Genomic DNA, 18,645 nt, shown 5'->3' with positions numbered 1-18,645 from the left:
CTCAGTCGTCGGAAACAGGGGGTGTGGGGTTGGCGGTGGCAGTCAGGTTCTGAAGCACCTGGCCAAGCAGGCGGAACAACTGCTCGCGTTCGTTTTCATCCATGCCGAGCATGGCCCGGTCACGCACGATCTGGCCGCAGTGCCTGATGTCGTCCCAGATCCGCAGGCCCGGCTCGGTCAGGACGATGTGCAAGGCACGCCGGTCGGCGGGATCGGCGATCCGCTGCAGCAGGCCGCGCGCTTCCAGCTTGTCCAGCAGCCGGGTCATGGCGCCAGGATTGAGCTGCGCCAGGCGGGCCAGCTCGGTGACCCCGGCGGTGCGGTCCACCGCCAGGTGCTTGATGGTCATGAACTGGCTGTAGGTCAGCTCATGGCCGACGAGCGCCATTTCCCGGGCCATGTCTGCCCACATCGCATCGCGGACCTGGCGGAATATCAGGCCCAGGTTGGCCGTCGGGGGGTAGGGAGGTTTGCTCATGGCGCGCAAATATCCTCGCCTCTGCAATAGTTGTCAATGCAAATATTGTCCTGACAATGAAATACTGCATCGCCTGCGGCTCCCTGGCCAAGGCAGACGTAGTGGGGAAATGGTGTCGCGGGTTCGCCGGGGACCCGGGCGGCGTTGTGACTCGTGGCCGATCAGCTATGCGCCGCCAGCAAGGCAGGGCTCAGGCGCGGTCCAGCACCAGTTCCATCACGAACTTGCTGCCGAAGAAAGCCAGCAGCAGCAGGACCATGGCCGTGAGGGTCCAGCGGACGGCCTTGCCACCACGCCAGCCATAGCGCCAGCGTCCCACCAGCAGGGCACCGAAGGCCAGCCACGACAGCAGGCTGAGCACGGTCTTGTGGACCAGATGCTGGGCAAACAGGTTTTCGACAAACAGTACGCCAGTGAGCAGGGTGGCGGTCAGCAGGATGAAGCCCACCGCGATGGTGCGGAACAGCAGCTCCTCCAGCTCGGTCAGCGGCGGCAACGCGCGCAGCCAGGCGTGGAATTCGCGGCGGCGCAGCGCGCGTTCCTGCGCCCACAGCATCAGCGCAAGCAGGGCGGCAATGGCCAGGGTGGCGTAGGCCAGCAAAGCCAGCCAGGCATGCAGCTGCAGTCGCCAGTCCAGGCCGTGCGAGGGTTCATGGCCGTAGGCGTGATAGACGAACAGCAGCAACGCCGCCAGCGGAAAGGACAGCACGCCTAGGCCTGCCATCCGCCCCTGCGCGCCCACCACCGTGGTCATGGCCGCCATGCCCAGGCCGACCAGGGAAAGTGCGGAGAAGAAATGCATGTCCGGGCCACCGGGAGTTCGCCATGCCACCAGCAGGTGGTAGGCGCCATGCAGCAAGGCGCCTGCAAGTGCCGGCCACAGCCAGGCGCGACTGTCCGCAAGCTTGTCCTGTGCGACTGCGCGCACCAGCAGACCGGCAGCGAGCAGATACAGGGCGATGGCAATCAGGGAAATCCACATGCCTGCAGTTTGGCATAGCGGGTCGTTTCCGCGAACCGTTCTCGATTGCGGAATAGGTGCGGACGCGTCCCGCTATACTTCGCCCCCTCCCGACAATGGTTTTCCAGGCATGTTCGAGTCACTCACCCAGCGTCTTTCCGGCACTATCGAACGCCTGCGCGGCCGTGGCCGCCTGAGCGAGGAAAACATCCGCGAGGCCACCCGCGAAGTGCGCATCGCGCTGCTGGAAGCCGACGTGGCCTTGCCGGTGGTGCAGGCGCTGATCGAACGCATCAAGGTGCGCGCGGTCGGCCAGGAAGTGCTTAAGAGCCTGACTCCGGGCCAGGCGCTGATCAAGATCGTCCGCGACGAACTCACCGCGGTGATGGGGTCCACGGCCAGCGACCTGAACCTCAACGTGCCGGCGCCGGCGGTGATCCTGATGGCCGGCCTGCAGGGCGCGGGCAAGACCACCACCGTGGCCAAGCTGGCCAAGCACCTGAAGGAAAAGCGCAAGAAGAAGGTGATGGTGGTCAGCGCCGACGTCTACCGTCCCGCGGCGATCGAACAGTTGAAGACGCTGGCCCAGCAGGTCGACGTGCTTTTCTTCCCCTCCGATGCCTCGCAGAAACCGGTCGACATCGTCAATGCGGCGATTGCCGATGCGCGCAAATCGTTCGCCGACGTGCTGATCGTCGATACCGCCGGCCGCCTCGCCATCGACGAAGCGATGATGGCCGAGATCAAGGCGCTGCACGCGGCGGTCAAGCCGGTGGAAACGCTGTTCGTGGTCGATTCCATGACCGGCCAGGACGCCGCGACCACCGCCAAGGCATTTTCCGAAGCGCTGCCACTGACCGGCGTCGTGCTGACCAAGACCGATGGCGATGCGCGTGGCGGCGCCGCGTTGTCGGTGCGTTACATCACCGGCAAGCCGATCAAGTTCATCGGCGTCGGCGAAAAGCCCGACGGCCTGGATATCTTCCACCCCGACCGCGTCGCCAGCCGCATCCTCGACATGGGCGACGTGCTGTCGCTGGTCGAGCAGGTGGAGCAGGGCGTCGACCAGGACAAGGCGGCCAAGCTCGCGGCCAAGGTCGCCAAGGGCAAGAAGTTCGACCTCAACGACATGCGCGACCAGCTGGAACAAATGCAGAACATGGGCGGCATCAGCGGCCTGATGGACAAGCTGCCCGGCATGGGCCAGGTGCCCGACAGCGTCAAGCAGCAGGTCACTGGCAAGGAAGTGCCGCGCATGGTCGCGATCATCGGTTCGATGACCAAGAAGGAACGACGCAACCCGACCCTGCTCAATGGTTCGCGCCGCGCACGCATCGCGCGTGGTTCCGGAACCACCCCTGCCGACGTCAACCGCCTGCTCAAGCAGTACCAGCAGATGGAAAAGATGATGGGCAAGCTGGCCGGCGGCGGCATGAAAGGCCTGATGCGCGGCATGAAGGGAATGATGGGCGCCCGCGGCGGCGGCATGCCGCCGTTCCGGTGAGTTCCCGGTGAGTGTGGCGCTGCTCAACGGGCAGCCGGCCAGCGCCGATGACCTGCGCGCGCTGGCCTTGGTCAACTACGGACACTTCACCTCCATCCAGGTGCGTGACCACGCGGTGCAGGGCATCGAGCTGCATCGGAAGCGCCTGCTGACCGGTACCCGGGAGCTGTTCGGCACCGACCTGGATTTCGATGGTGTGCGGATGCAGATGCGCGCCGCGGTTGCGGACATGCCCGATTGCACGCTGCGCGTGACCGTTTTTTCGCGAAAATTCGACTACCGCGTGCCCGCCGAAGCCTGCGAACCTGACGTGCTGGTCTCCCTGGCCCCCGCATCGCCGCCACGCACGCTTCCACTGCGGGTGAAGTCGTTCTGCTTCCAGCGTCCGCTGCCCCACATCAAGCATGTGGGCACGTTCCCGTTGTTCCATTACCGTCGCCAGGCAATTGCGGACGGCTTTGACGACGCCCTGTTCGTCGATGACACAGGCCTCATCGGCGAGGGTTCGATATGGAACCTGGGCTTCTGGCACCAGGGCGGGGTGGTCTGGCCGCAGGCGCCAGCCCTGCGCGGCACCGCCGAGCGCATGCTCCAGATGGCCCTGGACCGTCAGGGCATAAGACAGGTGACCCGGCCGGTGATCCTGGGGGAAACCAGCGAATTCGAGGCGGCCTTCGCCTGCAATGCGGGCGGGATACAGCCAATCGCAGCAATAGATGGGACGTCCCTGGACCCGGCGCACCAGGGCATTTCGCTGCTTGGAACCGCCGCCGCCTCGTGGCCCTGGGAAGCGATCTAAGACAGGCTCGGGGTTTCCTTCCCGAATTCAATGGCTTAGAATCCCCGGTTCACCGCGCCGCAATGGCGACTGGGCAACACAGGAAAGCATCACAATGGTCAAGATTCGCCTTACCCGTGGCGGCGCCAAGAAGCGTCCCTTCTACCACATCATCGTCACCGACTCGCGCAGCGCGCGCGACGGCCGAAACATCGAGCGCCTGGGCTACTACAACCCGGTCGCCTCGGGCGCCGAGAAGCGTATTGAACTGAACACTGCCCGCGTCGACCATTGGGTCGGCCAGGGCGCGCAGATGACCGAGAAGGTCCGCAACCTGTACAAGGAAGCGGGCAAGGTCGTCGCGGCGCAGGCTTCGGCCTGATCCGGCGGGACGGCGCCCCCGGCGCCGTCCCTTACCTCCCATGAGCGATAAAGAACGTCGGATCCTGCTCGGCAGGATCGTCGGCGCCTTCGGCATACGCGGGCAAATCAAGATCGAGTCCTGGACGGAGCCGCGTGACGCGATCTTCCGATACCAGCCGTGGATCCTGGTCGATAACGCCGGCAATGAGCGCGAGTTCAGTGGCGCGCGAGGCAAGGAATCCGGCAAGCACCTTGTGGCCGATTTCCCCGGTGTCGACGACCGCAACGTGGTCGAAGCCATGCGCGGGACCGACATCTACGTGCCGCGCTCGGCCCTGCCGCCACCGAAGCCCGGCGAGTTCTACTGGATCGACCTGGAAGGCTTCCGCGTGGTCACCGTGGACGGTGTCGATTTCGGCACGGTGTCGCACCTGTTTTCCACCGGCGCCAATGACGTGCTGTTCGTGCGCGGCGACCGCGAGCGGATGGTGCCTTTTGTCGAACCGGATTTCGTGAAGTCCGTGGATTTCGACGCCGGCCTGATTACCGTCGACTGGGATCCTGATTTCTGATGCGCATCGACGTGGTCAGCCTGTTCCCCGAGTTCATCGCCCAATGCGCCGGCTTTGGCGTGGTCGGGCGCGCCCAGGAACGCAAGCTGCTGGCACTGCATGGCTGGAATCCGCGCGATCATGCGGAAGGCAACTACCGGCGCGTCGATGACCGGCCATTTGGTGGCGGACCGGGCATGGTGATGATGATCGAGCCGTTGCAGGCCTGCCTTGCGGCGGCACGGGCGGCCGACCCGGCGCCACCACACGTGATCTACCTGACCCCGCAGGGCGCCCCGCTGACCCAGGCCAGGGTGCGCGAGCTGGCGGCACGGCCCCGCCTGGTGCTGCTGTGTGGACGCTATGAAGGCGTCGATGAGCGACTGGTGGCGTCCGCAGTGGATGAGGAGATTTCCATTGGCGATTACGTGCTGTCGGGCGGTGAGCTGGCGGCGGCGGTGGTGATCGATGCGGTCGCCCGGCTGCAGGAGGGCGCGCTCAACGACGCCGAGTCGGCCACGCAGGACAGTTTCGAGGCCGATGGCCTGCTGGACTGCCCGCATTTCACCCATCCCGCCAGCCATGCGCTGGGCGAGGTGCCGGCGGTACTGCGCTCGGGCGACCATGCCGCCATCGCGCGTTGGCGCCGGCAACAGGCGCTGGGCAGGACCTGGCTGCGGCGGCCGGAATTGCTGGATGAGGCCGGGTTGTCCAGGACCGACCGGGCCTTGCTGGAAGCCTTCCGCCAGGAGGCTTGCCAGACGGTTCCAAAAAAGGCCTAACCCCTCGCAACGCAAGGGAAATTCGCGTACCATGCCCGGCTCTCGGCCGCTCCATGCCGTGAACCCACAATAATATCGTGCAGCACAGTCCGGTGACTGCATCAGTTTCCAGTTGTCGAACGACACGCCCACGACACTCAATACGGTGCCACCATGACCAAGCTCAACATGAATATCCTGGCTGATTTCGAAGCCGCCCAGATCAAGCGCGAACTGCCCGCTTTCGGCCCCGGTGACACCGTAGTGGTGAACGTGAAGGTCAAGGAAGGCACCCGCGAGCGCGTCCAGGCCTATGAAGGCGTGGTCATCGGCAAGAAGAACGCCGGCCTCAACTCCGCCTTCACCGTGCGCAAGATCTCGCACGGCTTCGGCGTCGAGCGCGTCTTCCAGACCCACAGCGCCACCATCGATTCGGTTGAAGTGAAGCGCCGTGGCAAGGTCCGCGCCGGCAAGCTGTACTACCTGCGCAACCTGGAAGGCAAGGCTGCCCGCATCAAGGAAGACCTGGCCGCCGGCCAGCAGGCCAAGGCCGCCAAGCTGGCCGCCGCTTCTGCTGCCGCCGCTGCCGCTCCTGCTTCTGCCGAATAAGTTCCAGGTTACAGCGCATCACCAACGGCCACCCTCGGGTGGCCGTTTGCATTTGCGGGATCGCTTTGCAGCCTGGCAGTGCACCCGCGTCGAGCAGGGAGCCATGCAGAAGCGGCTTCTGCCCAAGACGACCCAGTCAGGACGTGACGGCACCGGCTGCGGCCACCGGCGCTGGCGGCTGCGAACCGACTTCGGCAGGGATCGCCACGTCGTGGGCGTGGGGTGAGAGCATCCGCGCCTGTCGCCAGCCGCCCCACTGGTAATAAGCCAGCGACAGGAACATCGCGCACAGCGCGCTGACCGGGAAGCTCCACCACAAGGCATCGATGCCGATCACCGGCTGCATCAGGTTGGCGAAGGGCACGCGGATGCCCCATAGCGAGAAGCCCAGGATCAGCAGCGGCGGCAACACGGCGCCGGTGGCGCGCACCACGCCGGAGATCACGAAAGTCACGCCGAAGAACAGGAACGACCACACCGATATGGTTGAGGTGGCGCGCGATTTCCAGCGATGCGCTGCCCTCGGGAAGGAACAGGGCGAGCGTCCAGCGATCCAGCAGGATCAACGGCGCGATAAGCGCGCCGGTCAGCAGGAAATTGAACAGCACCCCGCTGCGGGCGGTCGCCTCCACGCGATCCCAGTTGCGTGCGCCCACGTTCTGCGCCGCGATCGAGGAACACGCCGCGCCGATCGCCATCGCTGGCATTTGCAGGTAGGTCCAGAGCTGCATGGCCGCGCCGTAGGCGGCCGTGGTCGTCGTACCCTTGTGGTTGACCAGGGTCATCATGGCGATCATCGCCAGCGAGATCAGCACCATCTGCAGTCCCATCGGGATTCCCTTCACCACCAGGGCGCGCAGGATGGTCGTGTCCACCTTCAGCAGATGGGCATCCTTGCGCCCCAGCCACAGCACGTGACGCTTGTTGCGCAGGTACCACAGCATCGCGACCAGGCTCAGCCCTTGCGCCAGCAAGGTGGCCCATGCCGCACCGGCGATGCCCAGCTTCGGGAAAGGCCCCAGGCCAAAAATCAGCACCGGGTTGAAAACTATGTCCAGCAGCACCGACAGCACCAGGAACCGGAACGGCGTGCGTGAATCGCCGGCGCCGCGCAGGGCCGCCGAGAAGAAAGCGAATGCATACAGCAAGGGCATGGCCAGGAAAATGATGCGCAGGTAGGCCTCGGCATAGGGCAGCGAAGGCGCCGGCGTGCCCATGGCGTGCAGGATCGGCCGTGCCACCAGCCAGCCGACCACCGCGATGACCACCGACAGGCCGATGAAGAACGTCGCGCTGGTACCCATCACCCTGCGTGCCTGTCCGATGTCCTTGGCACCCATGGCCTGGGCAATGAGGATGCTGGCGGCCATGCCGATGCCAAAGACCGAACCCAGCAGGAAGAACATCACGTTGTTGGCATTGGCCGTGGCCGTCAGCGCGGCCTCGCCCAGGTAACGACCTACCCACACCGCATTGACCGAACCGTTCAAGGATTGCGCGATGTTGCCTGCCATCACCGGCAGCGCGAACAGCAGTAGGTTGCGACTGACCGATCCGGTAGTCAGGTCACGCACGGATTTTTCGGCCATCGGCATGCCTGTCCAGCGAAGCGGGCACCCTAACATTGCATTCATTACGCCGATGCAAAATAAAGGCGGGCGTGGGGCGGGAAGCGCCTGCAGCGCACGCCATCCAATCGCGGCTCCCGCACTGATGACAGGAGAACCATGCAAGACGGCAGCGACTCCAACACCGGGCTGGTGAGGCTGGATGTGTGGCTATGGGCGGCGCGTTTTTTCAAGACGCGCGCGTTGGCCAAGGCAGCCATCGAGAACGGCAAGATCGAAGTTGGCGGGCAGCGTGCGAAGCCGGCGCGACAGGTCCGTATGGGCGACACGCTGCAGATCGTGCGCGGTGAGGAAACTTTCCAGGTGGAAGTAGCCTTGCTCTCGAGCAAGCGCGGTGCCGCGCCAGTGGCGGCTACGCTTTATCGCGAGGATGAAGATGCGCGCGCGTTGCGCGAATTGCAGCGCGCCCAGCGCACGGCCGAGCGCAGCGGCTACCACGCGCCCGAACACAAGCCGGACAAGCGGGCGAGGCGGCTGATCCAGGCGCTGGGCGACCTGGACGCGCTTTGAGTCTGTGAAACCAAGAACGCCGGCATCCAGCCGGCGTTCCTGAATTGCGTGCAGCAGTCTGGATTACTGTCGCTTGCCGCCCAGCATGCCACCACCGATCTTCAGCAGATCGCCCAGGCCTAGTTGGCCATCGCCATCCTGGTCAAGAACCGCGCCGAGCAAACCGCCGCCCAGCCCGCCTTGCTGTTGGGCGACCTGGCGTTCCTGCCCGAGTACCTGGCTCAAGCCACTCGGATTCGCATTGCCCTGGCTCATGAAGCGTTGCGCAAGGAACGAAAGTACGATCGGCGCAAGGATCTTCATCAGCATGCCGGCCTTGTCTCCACCCAGGCCGGTGGCCTGGCCGAGGCTGGCTTCGGCGCGTGGCTGCGCGCCGCCGAATATATGGCCCAGGATGGCGGCGCCATCGGTCTGGCGGCTAGGGGCCGAACCGCCACCGAGCACGGCACCCAGCACGCTGCCGAGGTCGAGTCCGGCATGGTCTTTCTGCAGCGCGCCGAACAGGGCCTCGGCCCCCTGCGGCTGGGCGGTGTTCTTGCCCAGGGCGCCGAGCAGCAATGGCAGGGCTGCGCTGATGGCGCTGGAGGTCTGCATCTGGCCGGTGCCCAGTTGCTGGGACAGCTGCTGCAGTGGCGCTCCCTGCAGCTGTTGGAACAATTGTTCGGCGAGGCTGTTGCTGCTCATAGTCGGTTCCAAGGTTGGGAGATCGAAGCCCATGCTATTCCCATTCCATGCGTATCGGTACCGGATGCACAAGGGCGCCGGACCCGCGCCTGAGGTTCGTTTCAAAAAGAAACGGGGCGTGAAAATCACGCCCCGTTTAGGCACTTCAATGGAAGTTGCGACACGGCTCAAGCCAGGTCGAAACGGTCCAGGTTCATCACCTTGTTCCACGCCGCCACGAAATCCACGACGAACTTGCGGCGTGCATCGGAGGAGGCATAGACCTCGGACAGCGCGCGCAAGACCGAATTGGAACCGAAGACCAGATCCACGCGGCTGGCCGTCCATTTCGGCGCGCCGGTCCTGCGGTCACGACCTTCGAATGCCTCGTTTGCGTCCGATAGCGGCTTCCACTCCGTCGTGGTGTCGAGCAGGTTGACGAAGAAATCGTTGCTCAGTGTCCCCGGCTTCGCAGTGAACACGCCGTGGCGGGCGCCGTCAGTGTTGACGCCCAGCACGCGCAGTCCGCCGACCAGCACGGTCAGCTCGGGCGCGGTCAGGGTGAGCAACTGTGCGCGGTCTACCAGCAATGCCTCGGCCGGCACGCTGTAGCGGCCCTTGAGGTAGTTGCGGAAGCCATCTGCAAGGGGCTCGAGCGGCGCGAACGAATCTGCATCGGTCTGCTCGGAGGTTGCATCGGTGCGTCCCGGCGAGAACGGCACTTCGATGTCCACACCGCCATCGCTTGCAGCCTTTTCAACCGCCGCGGCGCCTGCCAGCACGATCAGGTCGGCCAGCGAGACACGCTTGCCACCCGCTGCCGATCCGTTGAATTCCCGCTGGACCGTTTCCAGCGCCTGCAGGACCCTGGCGAGCTGTGCTGGCTGGTTCACCGCCCAATCCTTCTGCGGCGCCAGCCGGACGCGCGCGCCATTGGCACCGCCGCGCTTGTCGCCGCCCCGGAAGGTCGAGGCCGAGGCCCAGGCCGTCGACACCAGCTCCGGCACCGGCACGCCGGCGGCCAGTATCTTCTTCTTGAGTGCGGCCACATCACCCGCGTCGATGAGCGCGTGGTCGACCCTGGGCACCGGATCCTGCCAGATCAGCTCTTCGGCCGGCACCTCGGGACCGAGGTAGCGATCCCGTGGCCCCATGTCGCGGTGGGTCAGCTTGAACCAGGCACGCGCGAAGGCATCAGCGAACTGGTCGGGGTTTTCCAGGAAGCGGCGCGAGATCTTTTCGTAGATCGGGTCGACGCGCAGCGACAGATCGGTGGTGAGCATGGTCGGCACCACCTTCCTGGACGGGTCGTGGGCATGGGGAATGGAGGCCTCCGCGCCCTTGGCTATCCACTGCTGTGCGCCCGCGGGACTCTTGGAAAGCTCCCACTCGAAGCCGAACAGATGCTGGAAGAAATCATGGCTCCATTGGGTCGGTGACTTGGTCCAGGTCACTTCGAGGCCGCTGGTGATGGTGTCGCCGCCCTTGCCGGTGCCAAAGCTGTTGTGCCAGCCCAAGCCTTGCTGTTCGACATCAACCGCTTCCGGTTCGTGGCCCACGTTGTCCGCCGGACCAGCGCCATGGGTCTTGCCGAAGCTGTGGCCGCCTGCGATCAGGGCCACGGTTTCCTCGTCGTCCATCGCCATGCGGCCGAATGTGTCGCGGATGTCCTTGGCTGCAAGCAGCGGGTCGGGATTGCCGTCCGGGCCTTCGGGATTGACGTAGATCAGGCCCATCTGCACGGCGGCCAGCGGATTCTCAAGGTCGCGCGTATGCACGACCTGGCTGTCGTCATCCTTCACAAGCACGCCATGGGGTTCTTCAACGCCAGGCGACCCACGCGAATATCGTTCGTCGCCACCCAACCACTTGGCCTCGCGGCCCCAGTACACATCCAGGTCGGGTTCCCAGGTGTCCTCGCGGCCGCCGCCGAAGCCGAAGGTCTTGAAACCCATCGTTTCCAACGCGACGTTGCCGGCCAGCAGCATCAGGTCGGCCCAGGAAATGCCGCGGCCGTATTTCTGCTTGATCGGCCAGAGCAGGCGCCGCGCCTTGTCCAGGTTGACGTTGTCAGGCCAGCTGTTGAGCGGGGCGAAGCGTTGCTGGCCGCGTCCGCCACCACCGCGGCCATCGCCGATGCGATAGGTGCCGGCACTGTGCCAAGCCATGCGGATGAACAGGCCACCGTAATGGCCGAAGTCGGCGGGCCACCAGTCCTGCGAATCGGTCATCAACGCGGCCAGATCCTGCTTCAGAGCGGTGTAATCGAGGCGATTGAATGCCTCCGCGTAGTCGAAATCGGCGTCCATGGGATCGGACTTGGACGAATGCTGGTTCAGCAGGTCCAGGCGCAGTTGGTTGGGCCACCAGTCGCGATTGGTCGTGCCGCCGCCGGCGGCCTGGTGAAACGGACACTTCGGTTCATTTGACATGGGTGGCTACCTTGGCTGGGGTGGTGGACTTGTGGACGGCGTCGATCCATGCCGGCGTCAGCGACGTTGCGGCTTGCGTCGACTTCCGTCGACATGATGCGGGCGGGCAATTACAAAAATGTTCGACGCTGCGAGAACCCCAGCCTAGCGAAGGCTGGGGATTACTGAAAATCGTTTGTCGTAAACACTTCGATAGCGCGATTCAATGATGCGACGCGTCAAATGCTGGCGATGGCGACCCGAGACAGGAGCGCGGGCGAATCGATGTCAGAGCAAAGCCTTGAGCCTGTACAGCGCTTCCAGCGCCTGCTTCGGTGACAGCTCGTCCGGCTCAAGGGCAGCCAGCGCTTCCTGTGCAACCGAGGGAGCGGAAGCGAACAGGCCGAACTGTTGTGGCTGGTCCAGCGACTGGGGAGCCATCTGCGCGGCGTGGCTCTCACCGCCGCGCTGTTCGAGTTCCGCCAGGCGACGACGGGCTTGCTGCACGGTGGACCTCGGCAGGCCCGCCAGCGCCGCGACCTGGAGGCCGAAGCTGCGGTCGGCTGGGCCGTCCTTTACCGCGTGCATGAACACCAGTGAATCCCCGTGTTCCACCGCATCCAGGTGCACGTTGGCAATGCCGCTGCCGGGCTCGGCCAGGGCGGTGAGTTCGAAGTAATGGGTGGCGAAAAGGGTGTAACAGCGATTGGTCGCTGCAAGGTGCCGGGCGACCGCATCGGCAAGCGCAAGGCCGTCATAAGTGGAAGTACCTCGACCGATCTCATCCATCAGCACCAGTGACTGCGGGGTGGCGTGGTGCAGGATGTAGCTGGTTTCCGACATTTCCACCATGAAGGTGGACTGGCCACGAGCCAGGTCGTCGCCGGCGCCTATACGGGTCAGGATGCGGTCGGTCGGGCCTATCGCCGCCCGTGCCGCCGGCACGAAGCTGCCGATGTGGGCCAGCAGCACGATCAGCGCGTTCTGGCGCATGTAGGTGCTCTTGCCGCCCATGTTGGGGCCGGTGATGACCAGCATGCGGCGATCGTCGTCCAGGACCAGGTCATTGGGCTCGAACGGTTCCTCGCGCACCGCTTCCACCACCGGGTGGCGACCGCGTTCGATATGCAGGCCGGGCTCGTCGCGCAGCTCCGGGCGGGACCAGTCCAGCGCCTGCGCGCGTTCGCTGAAACCGGCCAGCACGTCGAGCTCGCTCAGCGCGGCCGCGCAGCGCTTGAGCGGTTCAAGTACTTCGCCCAGCGCATCCAGCAACAACTCATACAGGAGCTTCTCGCGCGACAGGGAACGTTCCCGCGCCGACAGCACCTTGTCTTCGAATGACTTCAGTTCCTCGGTGATGTAGCGCTCGGCATTGCTGAGGGTCTGCCGCCGCGTGTAATGCACCGGCGCGCGTTCGGACAGCGCCTTGCTGATCTCGATGTAGTAGCCGTGGACACGGTTGTAGCCGACCTTCAGCGAGCCGATGCCGCTGCTCGCGCGCTCGCGGGTTTCCAGGTCGATCAGGAACTGGTCGGCGTGGGTGCTGAGGCGGCGCAGTTCATCGAGCTCGGCGTCGTGGCCAGTGGCGATGACACCGCCATCGCTGAGCTTCATCGGTGGCTGCTCGGCCACCGCCTGGGCAAGCAGGCGGGCGGTATCGGCATGTTCGCCGAGTTCGGCCGACAGCGTCTGCAGTCGCGGCGAGTCGAGCGCTGCGATCGCAGCGCCTATGCCCGGCAACATCGCCAGCCCGTCGCGCAAGGTCGACAGGTCACGTGGCCGCGCGGAGCGCAGGGCGACGCGGGTTAGGATGCGTTCGATGTCGCCCAGCGCACGGAAGCGCTCGCGCAGGACCCCATCGGCACGGCTGTCGAGCAACGTGGCTACCGCCTGATGACGTTCGCCCAGCACCTGGCGGTTGCGCAGGGGGCGGTGCAGCCAGCGTCGCAGCAGCCGGCCCCCCATCGGGCTGACGGTGGAGTCCAGCACGCCAAGCAAGGTGTTCCTGGTGTCACCGTCGACCCGCGTATCGAGCTCCAGGTGCCTGCGCGTTGCCGCATTCATGGCGATGGCGTCGCCGGCCGATTCCACTGCGATGGAGGTCAGATGCGGCAGGCGCTGCTTCTGGGTCTCTTCCACATAGCCCAGCAGGGCGCCCGCGGCGGCCGTGGCCAGCGGGCGATCATCAAGGCCGAAGCCGCCCAGGTCGTGCAGGCCGAAGAACCGCAGCAGCTGCCGGCGGCCACTGTCGGCATCGAACAGCCAGGGCGCGCGCCGGCGCATGCCGGTCCGTGTCTGCAGGAAGGCGGGCAGGCCCTCCTCGTCGGGAATCAGCAGCTCGGCCGGCTCCAGGCGCGAAAGTTCGGCTTCCAGCGCGTCGGCGCTGTCCACTTCGTTGACCAGGAAGCGGCCACCAGCCAGGTCGGCCCAGGCCAGTCCATAGCCGGTCCTGCCTCGTGAAACAGCCATCAACAAGGTATCGCGGCGTTCGTTCAACAGCGCTTCGTCGGTCACCGTGCCCGGCGTGACGATGCGCACGACCTTGCGCTCGACCAAGCCTTTGGCCAAGGCGGGGTCGCCGATCTGCTCGCAGATGGCCACCGATTCGCCCAGCGCCACCAGCCGCGCCAGGTAGCCCTCGTAGGCATGCACGGGCACGCCCGCCATGGGGATGGGGGCGCCGGCGGAGTTGCCGCGCTGGGTCAGGGTGATGTCCAACAGGCGGGCCGCCTTGCGCGCATCGTCATAGAAGAGTTCATAGAAATCACCCATGCGGAACAGCAGCAGCAGGTCGGGATACTCCGCCTTGGCGGCGAAGAACTGCTTCATCAGCGGGGTATGGGCGGGCGCTGAGGGATCGCTCACGGCCGGGAAAAGTCAATCAGGGTCAAGGCCGGGAACTGGATGGGGCGGAGGGCAAGTCTAGCGGTCGGTGGCACGGTCGTGAAATCACTTTCGCGAAAGTGCCATCCCGATTCGGGAAACTTGGTATGGGTGCACTGCAAAATGCCGAAACGTAAAGATGATGTTAATTTCGGGGCTGGTCGCCGGGGGTGGCACCAGTAGAAGCCGGTCGTTCGGAGCGACGCACGAAAGTTCGCCAGCACTCATTACTTGTTATTGAATGACCCTGGGAGGGGAGAAATATGGTCGTTGCAAAGCCGCAGCACAAGGTACTCGCAGTTGCCGTATTCGCCGCACTCTGCGCCATGCCCACGGCATACGCACAGAAAGCATCGCCGCCAGCGAGCGATGACGAACCCACCACGCTTGCGACCATGACGGTCACCGCGCAGAAGCGCGAGGAAGCGATGCAGGACGTGCCGATCACGATGACCGCGCTGCCTGAACAGCTGCTGCAGGACACCGGGGTGCGCGACATCAAGGATGTGCAACTGCTGGTTCCCGGCCTGCACGTCAGCTCCACCACCAACGAGGCGCAGACCACCGCGCGCATCCGCGGTGTCGGCACCAACGGAGACAACGCCGGCCTGGAGTCCGCCGTCGGCGTGGTCATCGATGGCGTCTACCGCCCACGTACCGGCGTTGGCTTCGGCGACCTGGGGCAGCTGGAGCGCATCGAGGTACTGAAGGGCCCGCAGGGCACCGTATTCGGCAAGAACACCTCGGCCGGCGTCATCAACGTCATGACCCGCAGGCCCAGCTACTCGCAAATCGTGGAGGGTGAAATCACCGTCGGCAACTACGGCGCGATGGGAGTCTCGGGTTCCTACAACGATGCTCTGGGCGAGAACGCAGCGTTCAGCATCTATGCCGCCAAGCGCAAGCGCGATGGTTTCAACGAGGTCAACACGGGCCAGGGCCCGCGCGCGGAAGATGAGGACGGCGACCAGAATTTCCACTCGATCCGTGGCCAGTTGCTGTGGGAGCCGACCGAAAACCTGGATATCAATTTCATTGCCGACTACAGCAGCCGTGAAGAGAACTGCTGCGTGGGCGTGACCACGGTGCGCGGTCCGACTGCCAACATCGCCGATGCGCTGGCGGGTGGCGCGGGAATGGGCATCATCCCCGTGGCCGACCCCGAGCGGCGCCTGGCGTATGCCAATCGCAGCACCGAACAGGACATGAAGGACAAGGGCATCTCGGCCGAGGTCAACTGGATCACGCCATGGATGAATGGTGCGACCTTCACTTCCATCACCGCTTCGCGCGACTGGCAGAGCATCAACGGCCTGGACCTGGATTTCTCCGGCGCCGACGTGCTGTATCGCCGTGCGAACTACGACGACTCGTCCACGGCCTTCAAGAGCTTCAGCCAGGAATTCCGCCTGACCGGCGCCACCGACAAGATCGACTGGATGGTTGGCGCGTTCTATTCGGACGAGGACCTGGAGCGTCACGACCAGTACGTGTTCGGCGAGGACTACGAGGCCTATATCGGCGCCGCTGCGCTGGGCTCCATTGCCCGCATCGTCGCCCAGGGCGTAGCCGACGGGCGCTATCCGGCCGGCTCGGTGGTCAATACCGCCAATCCGTTCGGCTTCGTTTCCGCGGTTACCGGGCTGGCACCAGGGACCAACTATTCCGGTGACGCGGCCGATGACCTCTATAACCAGAGTGCCAAGTCGATGTCGTTGTTCACCAACAACACCTGGCATGCGACCGATGCGCTGGACCTGACCTTGGGCCTGCGCTACACGCGTGAAGAAAAGGAGCTCAGGTCCGCGTATCTCAACGGTCCCGGCAACAAGGGATGCCAGGCAGTGCAGGGCAACGTGGGCGGCGCAGTCGGCGCACTCATCGGTCGTGGCGTTCCGGCGGCGGCGCTGCTGGATCCTGCGGTCAACCCCAACGTCGCCCAGCAGCTGCTTGGCCTGTTGTGCGTGCCGTGGGCGAACTTCGCATTCAATGGCTTGACCACCAACCAGGACCGCACCGAGAAGGAATGGTCCGGCACACTGAAGGCGGCCTATCGCTGGAACGATCACGTGATGACCTATGTGTCCGGCGCGCGCGGCTACAAGGGTGGCGGCTTCAACCTGGACCGCGTGCAGGTGGCCGTTGCTGGTGCGCCGCTGATCCCGCCGCCGTTTATTGCACCGGTCGAGGAAACCTCGTTTCCCGGTGAGTTCGTGGACAGCTACGAGCTGGGCGCCAAGACCACCTGGATGGATGGCAACCTGCTGTTGAATGCGACCTTGTTCCACCAGCAGTTCACCGATTTCCAGCTCAACAGCTTCCTGGGCACCAGCTACGTGGTGCGCTCGATTCCGGAAGTGAAGTCGATGGGCGTGGATGCCGAGATCCTGTGGCAGACCAGCATGAAGGGACTGATGCTGCAGGGCGGCCTGACCTATGCCGATACGCGCTACGGCGATGACCTGTTGCCTGACGCCGATCTGTTCCTGCTGCCCGGCAACCACATCAGCTTCGCACCGCTGTGGTCGGGTTCCGCATCGGCTACCTACGAATGGGATTTCGGTTCCGAGCACATCGGCCGCTTCAACATCGGTGCCAAGTACCTGTCCGAGCACAACACCGGCTCGGACCTGGATCCGCAGAAGATCCAGGGCGCCTATACCCTGGTCAACGCCCGCGTGGCGGTTGGTGCCAAGAACAAGCGCTGGATGCTGGAATTCTGGGGCCAGAACCTGACTGACGAAACCTATACGCAAGTCGGCTTCGACGCGCCGCTGCAGACGGGTTCGTGGAACGCCTTCCTTGGCGCGCCCCGCACCTATGGCATGACCTTGCGCATGCAGTACTGAGACCACGGCAGGTTCTGCTGTGATCGCGGCCCGCCACGGAAGTGGCGGGCCGTTTCATTTGCGACGTCCGCCGCTTCGGCAGACAACTTCATTTTTTTCAGCTACAACGGCTGGGCCGCTTCCTTGCCTAGAACGCACCTTGATGCCAATTCCCTCCGACAGCGATCTGCACACCCTGGCCGAAAATCTAGGCATCCGCCTGCGCGGGTCGCACCACCGCCTGGTCACGGCGGAAAGTTGCACGGGTGGCTGGATCGCAAAGGCCGTGACCGATATCGCCGGCTCTTCGGACTGGTTCGACTGCGGGATGGCTGCCTACAGTTACGAGGCCAAACAGGCCTTGCTGGGCGTGCGGCCGCAGACGCTGGAGGTTCACGGAGCGGTGAGCCGCGAAACCGTGATCGAGATGGTGTCCGGCGCGCTGGTGAATTCAGGCGCCACCATCGCCGTCGCTGTAACCGGGATCGCGGGGCCAGGCGGCGGCAGCGAGGACAAGCCGGTAGGCACCGTGTGGATAGGGTGGAAGCGGCGTGGTGGTTACGCGCGTGCCGAGGTGTTCCAGTTCGATGGCGATCGCGAGGCGGTGCGCAGGCAGACGGTGGCTGCGGCGTTGCGTGGGCTGGATGACTTGGCAGGTTGAGTGAAGGTGAGGTTCTCTGATCGTGGAGCCTGGCTTTCGTCCGCTGGAGCGCTGCTGTTCGCGAGTTGGTGCACGGGCTGGTTGTGGGGTCTGCTGCAGATCACGCACGAGCTCCCTGGAATACTTACCTCCAAGCCTGGCGCAGGCGCATTCGAGCTTCTCGAAATCCCGACCGGGAAACCTTATCCGCAGGTGCTTCTCGCCGTATTCCTTCTGTGCCTGTTGCCCGTGTTCCTCCTCAGCGCATTGAGGGGTGCCTGGGACCGCAAGGGTCGCGCGCTGGCAAGTCTGGCCTGGCCGTTGCGGACAAGATCGCTCGGGTTGTCCTGCCTGGCCTGGGTGATCGCGGGGACATTGCTTGGCTTGCTTCTGCGTGGCGGGAGCGTGGTTGATCGCGTCATGCTGCTGATATGGATACTCGCGTTGGTAGTCACGCCGTTCCTTGGGCTGAATCCCATGACACTGGATGCCGTGACTCCATCCCACTGGTGGCGCCCCGGTTGGCCAGGCGGGAGCGCGCTACTGAAATGTCTGCTGCTCTGGGTGGGCTATTTGACGGCAAGATTCGTGCTTGGGGTAATCGTCGATGTCTCCCGCATTTCATGGCTCATGGCGGGGCTTTCATTTCTCGATGAGGCGCTGTTGCTCTGCGTTGTGGTCCTTTCCATTTCAATATGGCTCAGCCGGGGTCGCTGGCCGCAGGTGAGGGGCGATGTGGCGAGGATGTGGGGAAATGGATTCGTCTGGGAATTCCTGTGGCAGAACCTGGTTATCGGGGTAATGATCCTGGCGCTGGCCGTTCCACTGCTGCTGAACGCCCTGGCAGGAATCTTCCTGCTTCCCCAATACGAGCAATGGGCAAATCATGTGGGTGCCCAGGTACCCTTGGGCATGCGACTCCAGGGCGAGGCATATCGTGCCACTGACGCTTTTCTCCCTGTACTGCTGGCCCCGCTTGGCCTGTACTCGCTTCTCGTGCAAGGCCGGCTCATGAGGCAGCACGGCGTCGGCAAGGTCTGAGCCAAGGTCTGAGCCAAGGTCTGAGCCAAGGTCTGA

General features: G+C 64.5%; 15 protein-coding genes and 1 pseudogene. 10 read left to right on the top strand and 6 right to left on the bottom strand.

Features of this window, described 5'->3' with window-relative positions:
- Position 1 precedes the first annotated feature (1 nt).
- Both DT603_RS08050 and DT603_RS08045 read right to left on the bottom strand, forming a co-directional pair.
- Positions 2 to 478 (bottom strand): MarR family winged helix-turn-helix transcriptional regulator, encoded by a 477-nt coding sequence (locus DT603_RS08050; protein ID WP_162349351.1) that lies wholly within the window; start codon positions 476 to 478, stop codon positions 2 to 4.
- A gap of 190 nt (positions 479 to 668) precedes the next feature.
- Positions 669 to 1,460, bottom strand: coding sequence for a cytochrome C assembly family protein (locus DT603_RS08045; RefSeq protein ID WP_162349350.1), 792 nt, complete (start codon positions 1,458 to 1,460; stop codon positions 669 to 671).
- A gap of 109 nt (positions 1,461 to 1,569) precedes the next feature.
- On the opposite strand from DT603_RS08045, the gene ffh reads away from it, so the two are divergent.
- The 6 genes from ffh (at position 1,570) to rplS (ending at position 6,005) form a co-directional block, all read left to right on the top strand.
- A complete protein-coding gene (gene ffh, locus DT603_RS08040; RefSeq protein WP_162349349.1) occupies positions 1,570 to 2,943 on the top strand; it encodes a signal recognition particle protein in 1,374 nt (457 codons plus the stop codon).
- 7 nt (positions 2,944 to 2,950) lie between these two features.
- Positions 2,951 to 3,742, top strand: a complete 792-nt coding sequence (locus DT603_RS08035; RefSeq protein ID WP_162349348.1) for an aminotransferase class IV — start codon at positions 2,951 to 2,953, stop codon at positions 3,740 to 3,742.
- Between the two features lie 94 nt (positions 3,743 to 3,836).
- Positions 3,837 to 4,103 (top strand): 30S ribosomal protein S16, encoded by a 267-nt coding sequence (rpsP, locus tag DT603_RS08030; RefSeq protein ID WP_162349347.1) that lies wholly within the window; start codon positions 3,837 to 3,839, stop codon positions 4,101 to 4,103.
- A 40-nt stretch (positions 4,104 to 4,143) separates the two neighbouring features.
- Entirely contained in the window at positions 4,144 to 4,656 is a 513-nt protein-coding gene (gene rimM / locus DT603_RS08025; RefSeq protein WP_162349346.1) for a ribosome maturation factor RimM, read from the top strand.
- Positions 4,656 to 5,417, top strand: coding sequence for a tRNA (guanosine(37)-N1)-methyltransferase TrmD (gene trmD, locus DT603_RS08020; RefSeq protein WP_162349345.1), 762 nt, complete (start codon positions 4,656 to 4,658; stop codon positions 5,415 to 5,417). The genes rimM and trmD overlap by 1 nt, the downstream gene beginning before the upstream one ends.
- A gap of 153 nt (positions 5,418 to 5,570) precedes the next feature.
- Positions 5,571 to 6,005 (top strand): 50S ribosomal protein L19, encoded by a 435-nt coding sequence (gene rplS, locus DT603_RS08015; protein WP_162349344.1) that lies wholly within the window; start codon positions 5,571 to 5,573, stop codon positions 6,003 to 6,005.
- A gap of 136 nt (positions 6,006 to 6,141) precedes the next feature.
- Here the strand turns inward: rplS and DT603_RS08010 are convergent.
- Positions 6,142 to 7,594, bottom strand: a pseudogene (locus DT603_RS08010) (MATE family efflux transporter).
- A gap of 138 nt (positions 7,595 to 7,732) precedes the next feature.
- Here DT603_RS08010 and DT603_RS08005 point away from each other — a divergent pair.
- Complete coding sequence (locus DT603_RS08005; RefSeq protein WP_162349343.1) at positions 7,733 to 8,143, top strand: RNA-binding S4 domain-containing protein; 411 nt, start codon at positions 7,733 to 7,735, stop codon at positions 8,141 to 8,143.
- Between the two features lie 63 nt (positions 8,144 to 8,206).
- On the opposite strand, the gene DT603_RS08000 is transcribed toward DT603_RS08005, so the two are convergent.
- From DT603_RS08000 to mutS, 3 genes are all read right to left on the bottom strand, one after another.
- Positions 8,207 to 8,827 (bottom strand): DUF937 domain-containing protein, encoded by a 621-nt coding sequence (locus DT603_RS08000; protein WP_162349342.1) that lies wholly within the window; start codon positions 8,825 to 8,827, stop codon positions 8,207 to 8,209.
- 167 nt (positions 8,828 to 8,994) lie between these two features.
- Positions 8,995 to 11,238 carry a catalase/peroxidase HPI gene (gene katG / locus DT603_RS07995; RefSeq protein ID WP_162349341.1) on the bottom strand — a complete coding sequence of 748 codons (2,244 nt, stop codon included), beginning with the start codon at positions 11,236 to 11,238 and terminating at the stop codon, positions 8,995 to 8,997.
- 267 nt (positions 11,239 to 11,505) lie between these two features.
- Positions 11,506 to 14,046: a DNA mismatch repair protein MutS gene (gene mutS, locus DT603_RS07990; protein WP_162349416.1), complete on the bottom strand. Its 2,541-nt coding sequence runs from the start codon at positions 14,044 to 14,046 to the stop codon at positions 11,506 to 11,508.
- Between the two features lie 380 nt (positions 14,047 to 14,426).
- Between mutS and DT603_RS07985 the strand changes: the two genes are divergently transcribed.
- From DT603_RS07985 to DT603_RS07975, 3 genes are all read left to right on the top strand, one after another.
- Entirely contained in the window at positions 14,427 to 16,949 is a 2,523-nt protein-coding gene (locus DT603_RS07985) for a TonB-dependent receptor (RefSeq protein ID WP_246191670.1), read from the top strand.
- Positions 16,950 to 17,091: 142 nt separating this feature from the next.
- Positions 17,092 to 17,589 carry a CinA family protein gene (locus tag DT603_RS07980; protein ID WP_162349339.1) on the top strand — a complete coding sequence of 166 codons (498 nt, stop codon included), beginning with the start codon at positions 17,092 to 17,094 and terminating at the stop codon, positions 17,587 to 17,589.
- On the top strand, positions 17,590 to 18,609 hold the full coding sequence (locus DT603_RS07975) for a hypothetical protein (protein ID WP_162349338.1): 1,020 nt from the start codon (positions 17,590 to 17,592) through the stop codon (positions 18,607 to 18,609). It begins immediately after the preceding gene.
- The last annotated feature ends 36 nt before the right edge of the window (positions 18,610 to 18,645 follow it).

The organism is Pseudoxanthomonas gei, from assembly GCF_010119615.1.
Classification (GTDB): Bacteria; Pseudomonadota; Gammaproteobacteria; order Xanthomonadales; family Xanthomonadaceae; genus Pseudoxanthomonas_A; species Pseudoxanthomonas_A gei.
Note: the sequence above shows the minus strand (reverse complement) of the source record. Positions and strands in the feature narration are given on the sequence as shown.

Excerpts from the sequence above, each read along its gene's own strand:
- DT603_RS08050 (WP_162349351.1), bottom strand. The coding sequence starts at position 478 with ATGAGCAAACCTCCCTACCCCCCGACGGCCAACCTGGGCCTGATATTC.
- DT603_RS08045 (WP_162349350.1), bottom strand. The coding sequence starts at position 1,460 with ATGTGGATTTCCCTGATTGCCATCGCCCTGTATCTGCTCGCTGCCGGT.
- ffh (WP_162349349.1), top strand. The coding sequence starts at position 1,570 with ATGTTCGAGTCACTCACCCAGCGTCTTTCCGGCACTATCGAACGCCTG.
- rpsP (WP_162349347.1), top strand. The coding sequence starts at position 3,837 with ATGGTCAAGATTCGCCTTACCCGTGGCGGCGCCAAGAAGCGTCCCTTC.
- rimM (WP_162349346.1), top strand. The coding sequence starts at position 4,144 with ATGAGCGATAAAGAACGTCGGATCCTGCTCGGCAGGATCGTCGGCGCC.
- trmD (WP_162349345.1), top strand. The coding sequence starts at position 4,656 with ATGCGCATCGACGTGGTCAGCCTGTTCCCCGAGTTCATCGCCCAATGC.
- rplS (WP_162349344.1), top strand. The coding sequence starts at position 5,571 with ATGACCAAGCTCAACATGAATATCCTGGCTGATTTCGAAGCCGCCCAG.
- DT603_RS08005 (WP_162349343.1), top strand. The coding sequence starts at position 7,733 with ATGCAAGACGGCAGCGACTCCAACACCGGGCTGGTGAGGCTGGATGTG.
- DT603_RS08000 (WP_162349342.1), bottom strand. The coding sequence starts at position 8,827 with ATGAGCAGCAACAGCCTCGCCGAACAATTGTTCCAACAGCTGCAGGGA.
- katG (WP_162349341.1), bottom strand. The coding sequence starts at position 11,238 with ATGTCAAATGAACCGAAGTGTCCGTTTCACCAGGCCGCCGGCGGCGGC.
- mutS (WP_162349416.1), bottom strand. The coding sequence starts at position 14,046 with ATGAAGCAGTTCTTCGCCGCCAAGGCGGAGTATCCCGACCTGCTGCTG.
- DT603_RS07985 (WP_246191670.1), top strand. The coding sequence starts at position 14,427 with ATGCCCACGGCATACGCACAGAAAGCATCGCCGCCAGCGAGCGATGAC.
- DT603_RS07980 (WP_162349339.1), top strand. The coding sequence starts at position 17,092 with ATGCCAATTCCCTCCGACAGCGATCTGCACACCCTGGCCGAAAATCTA.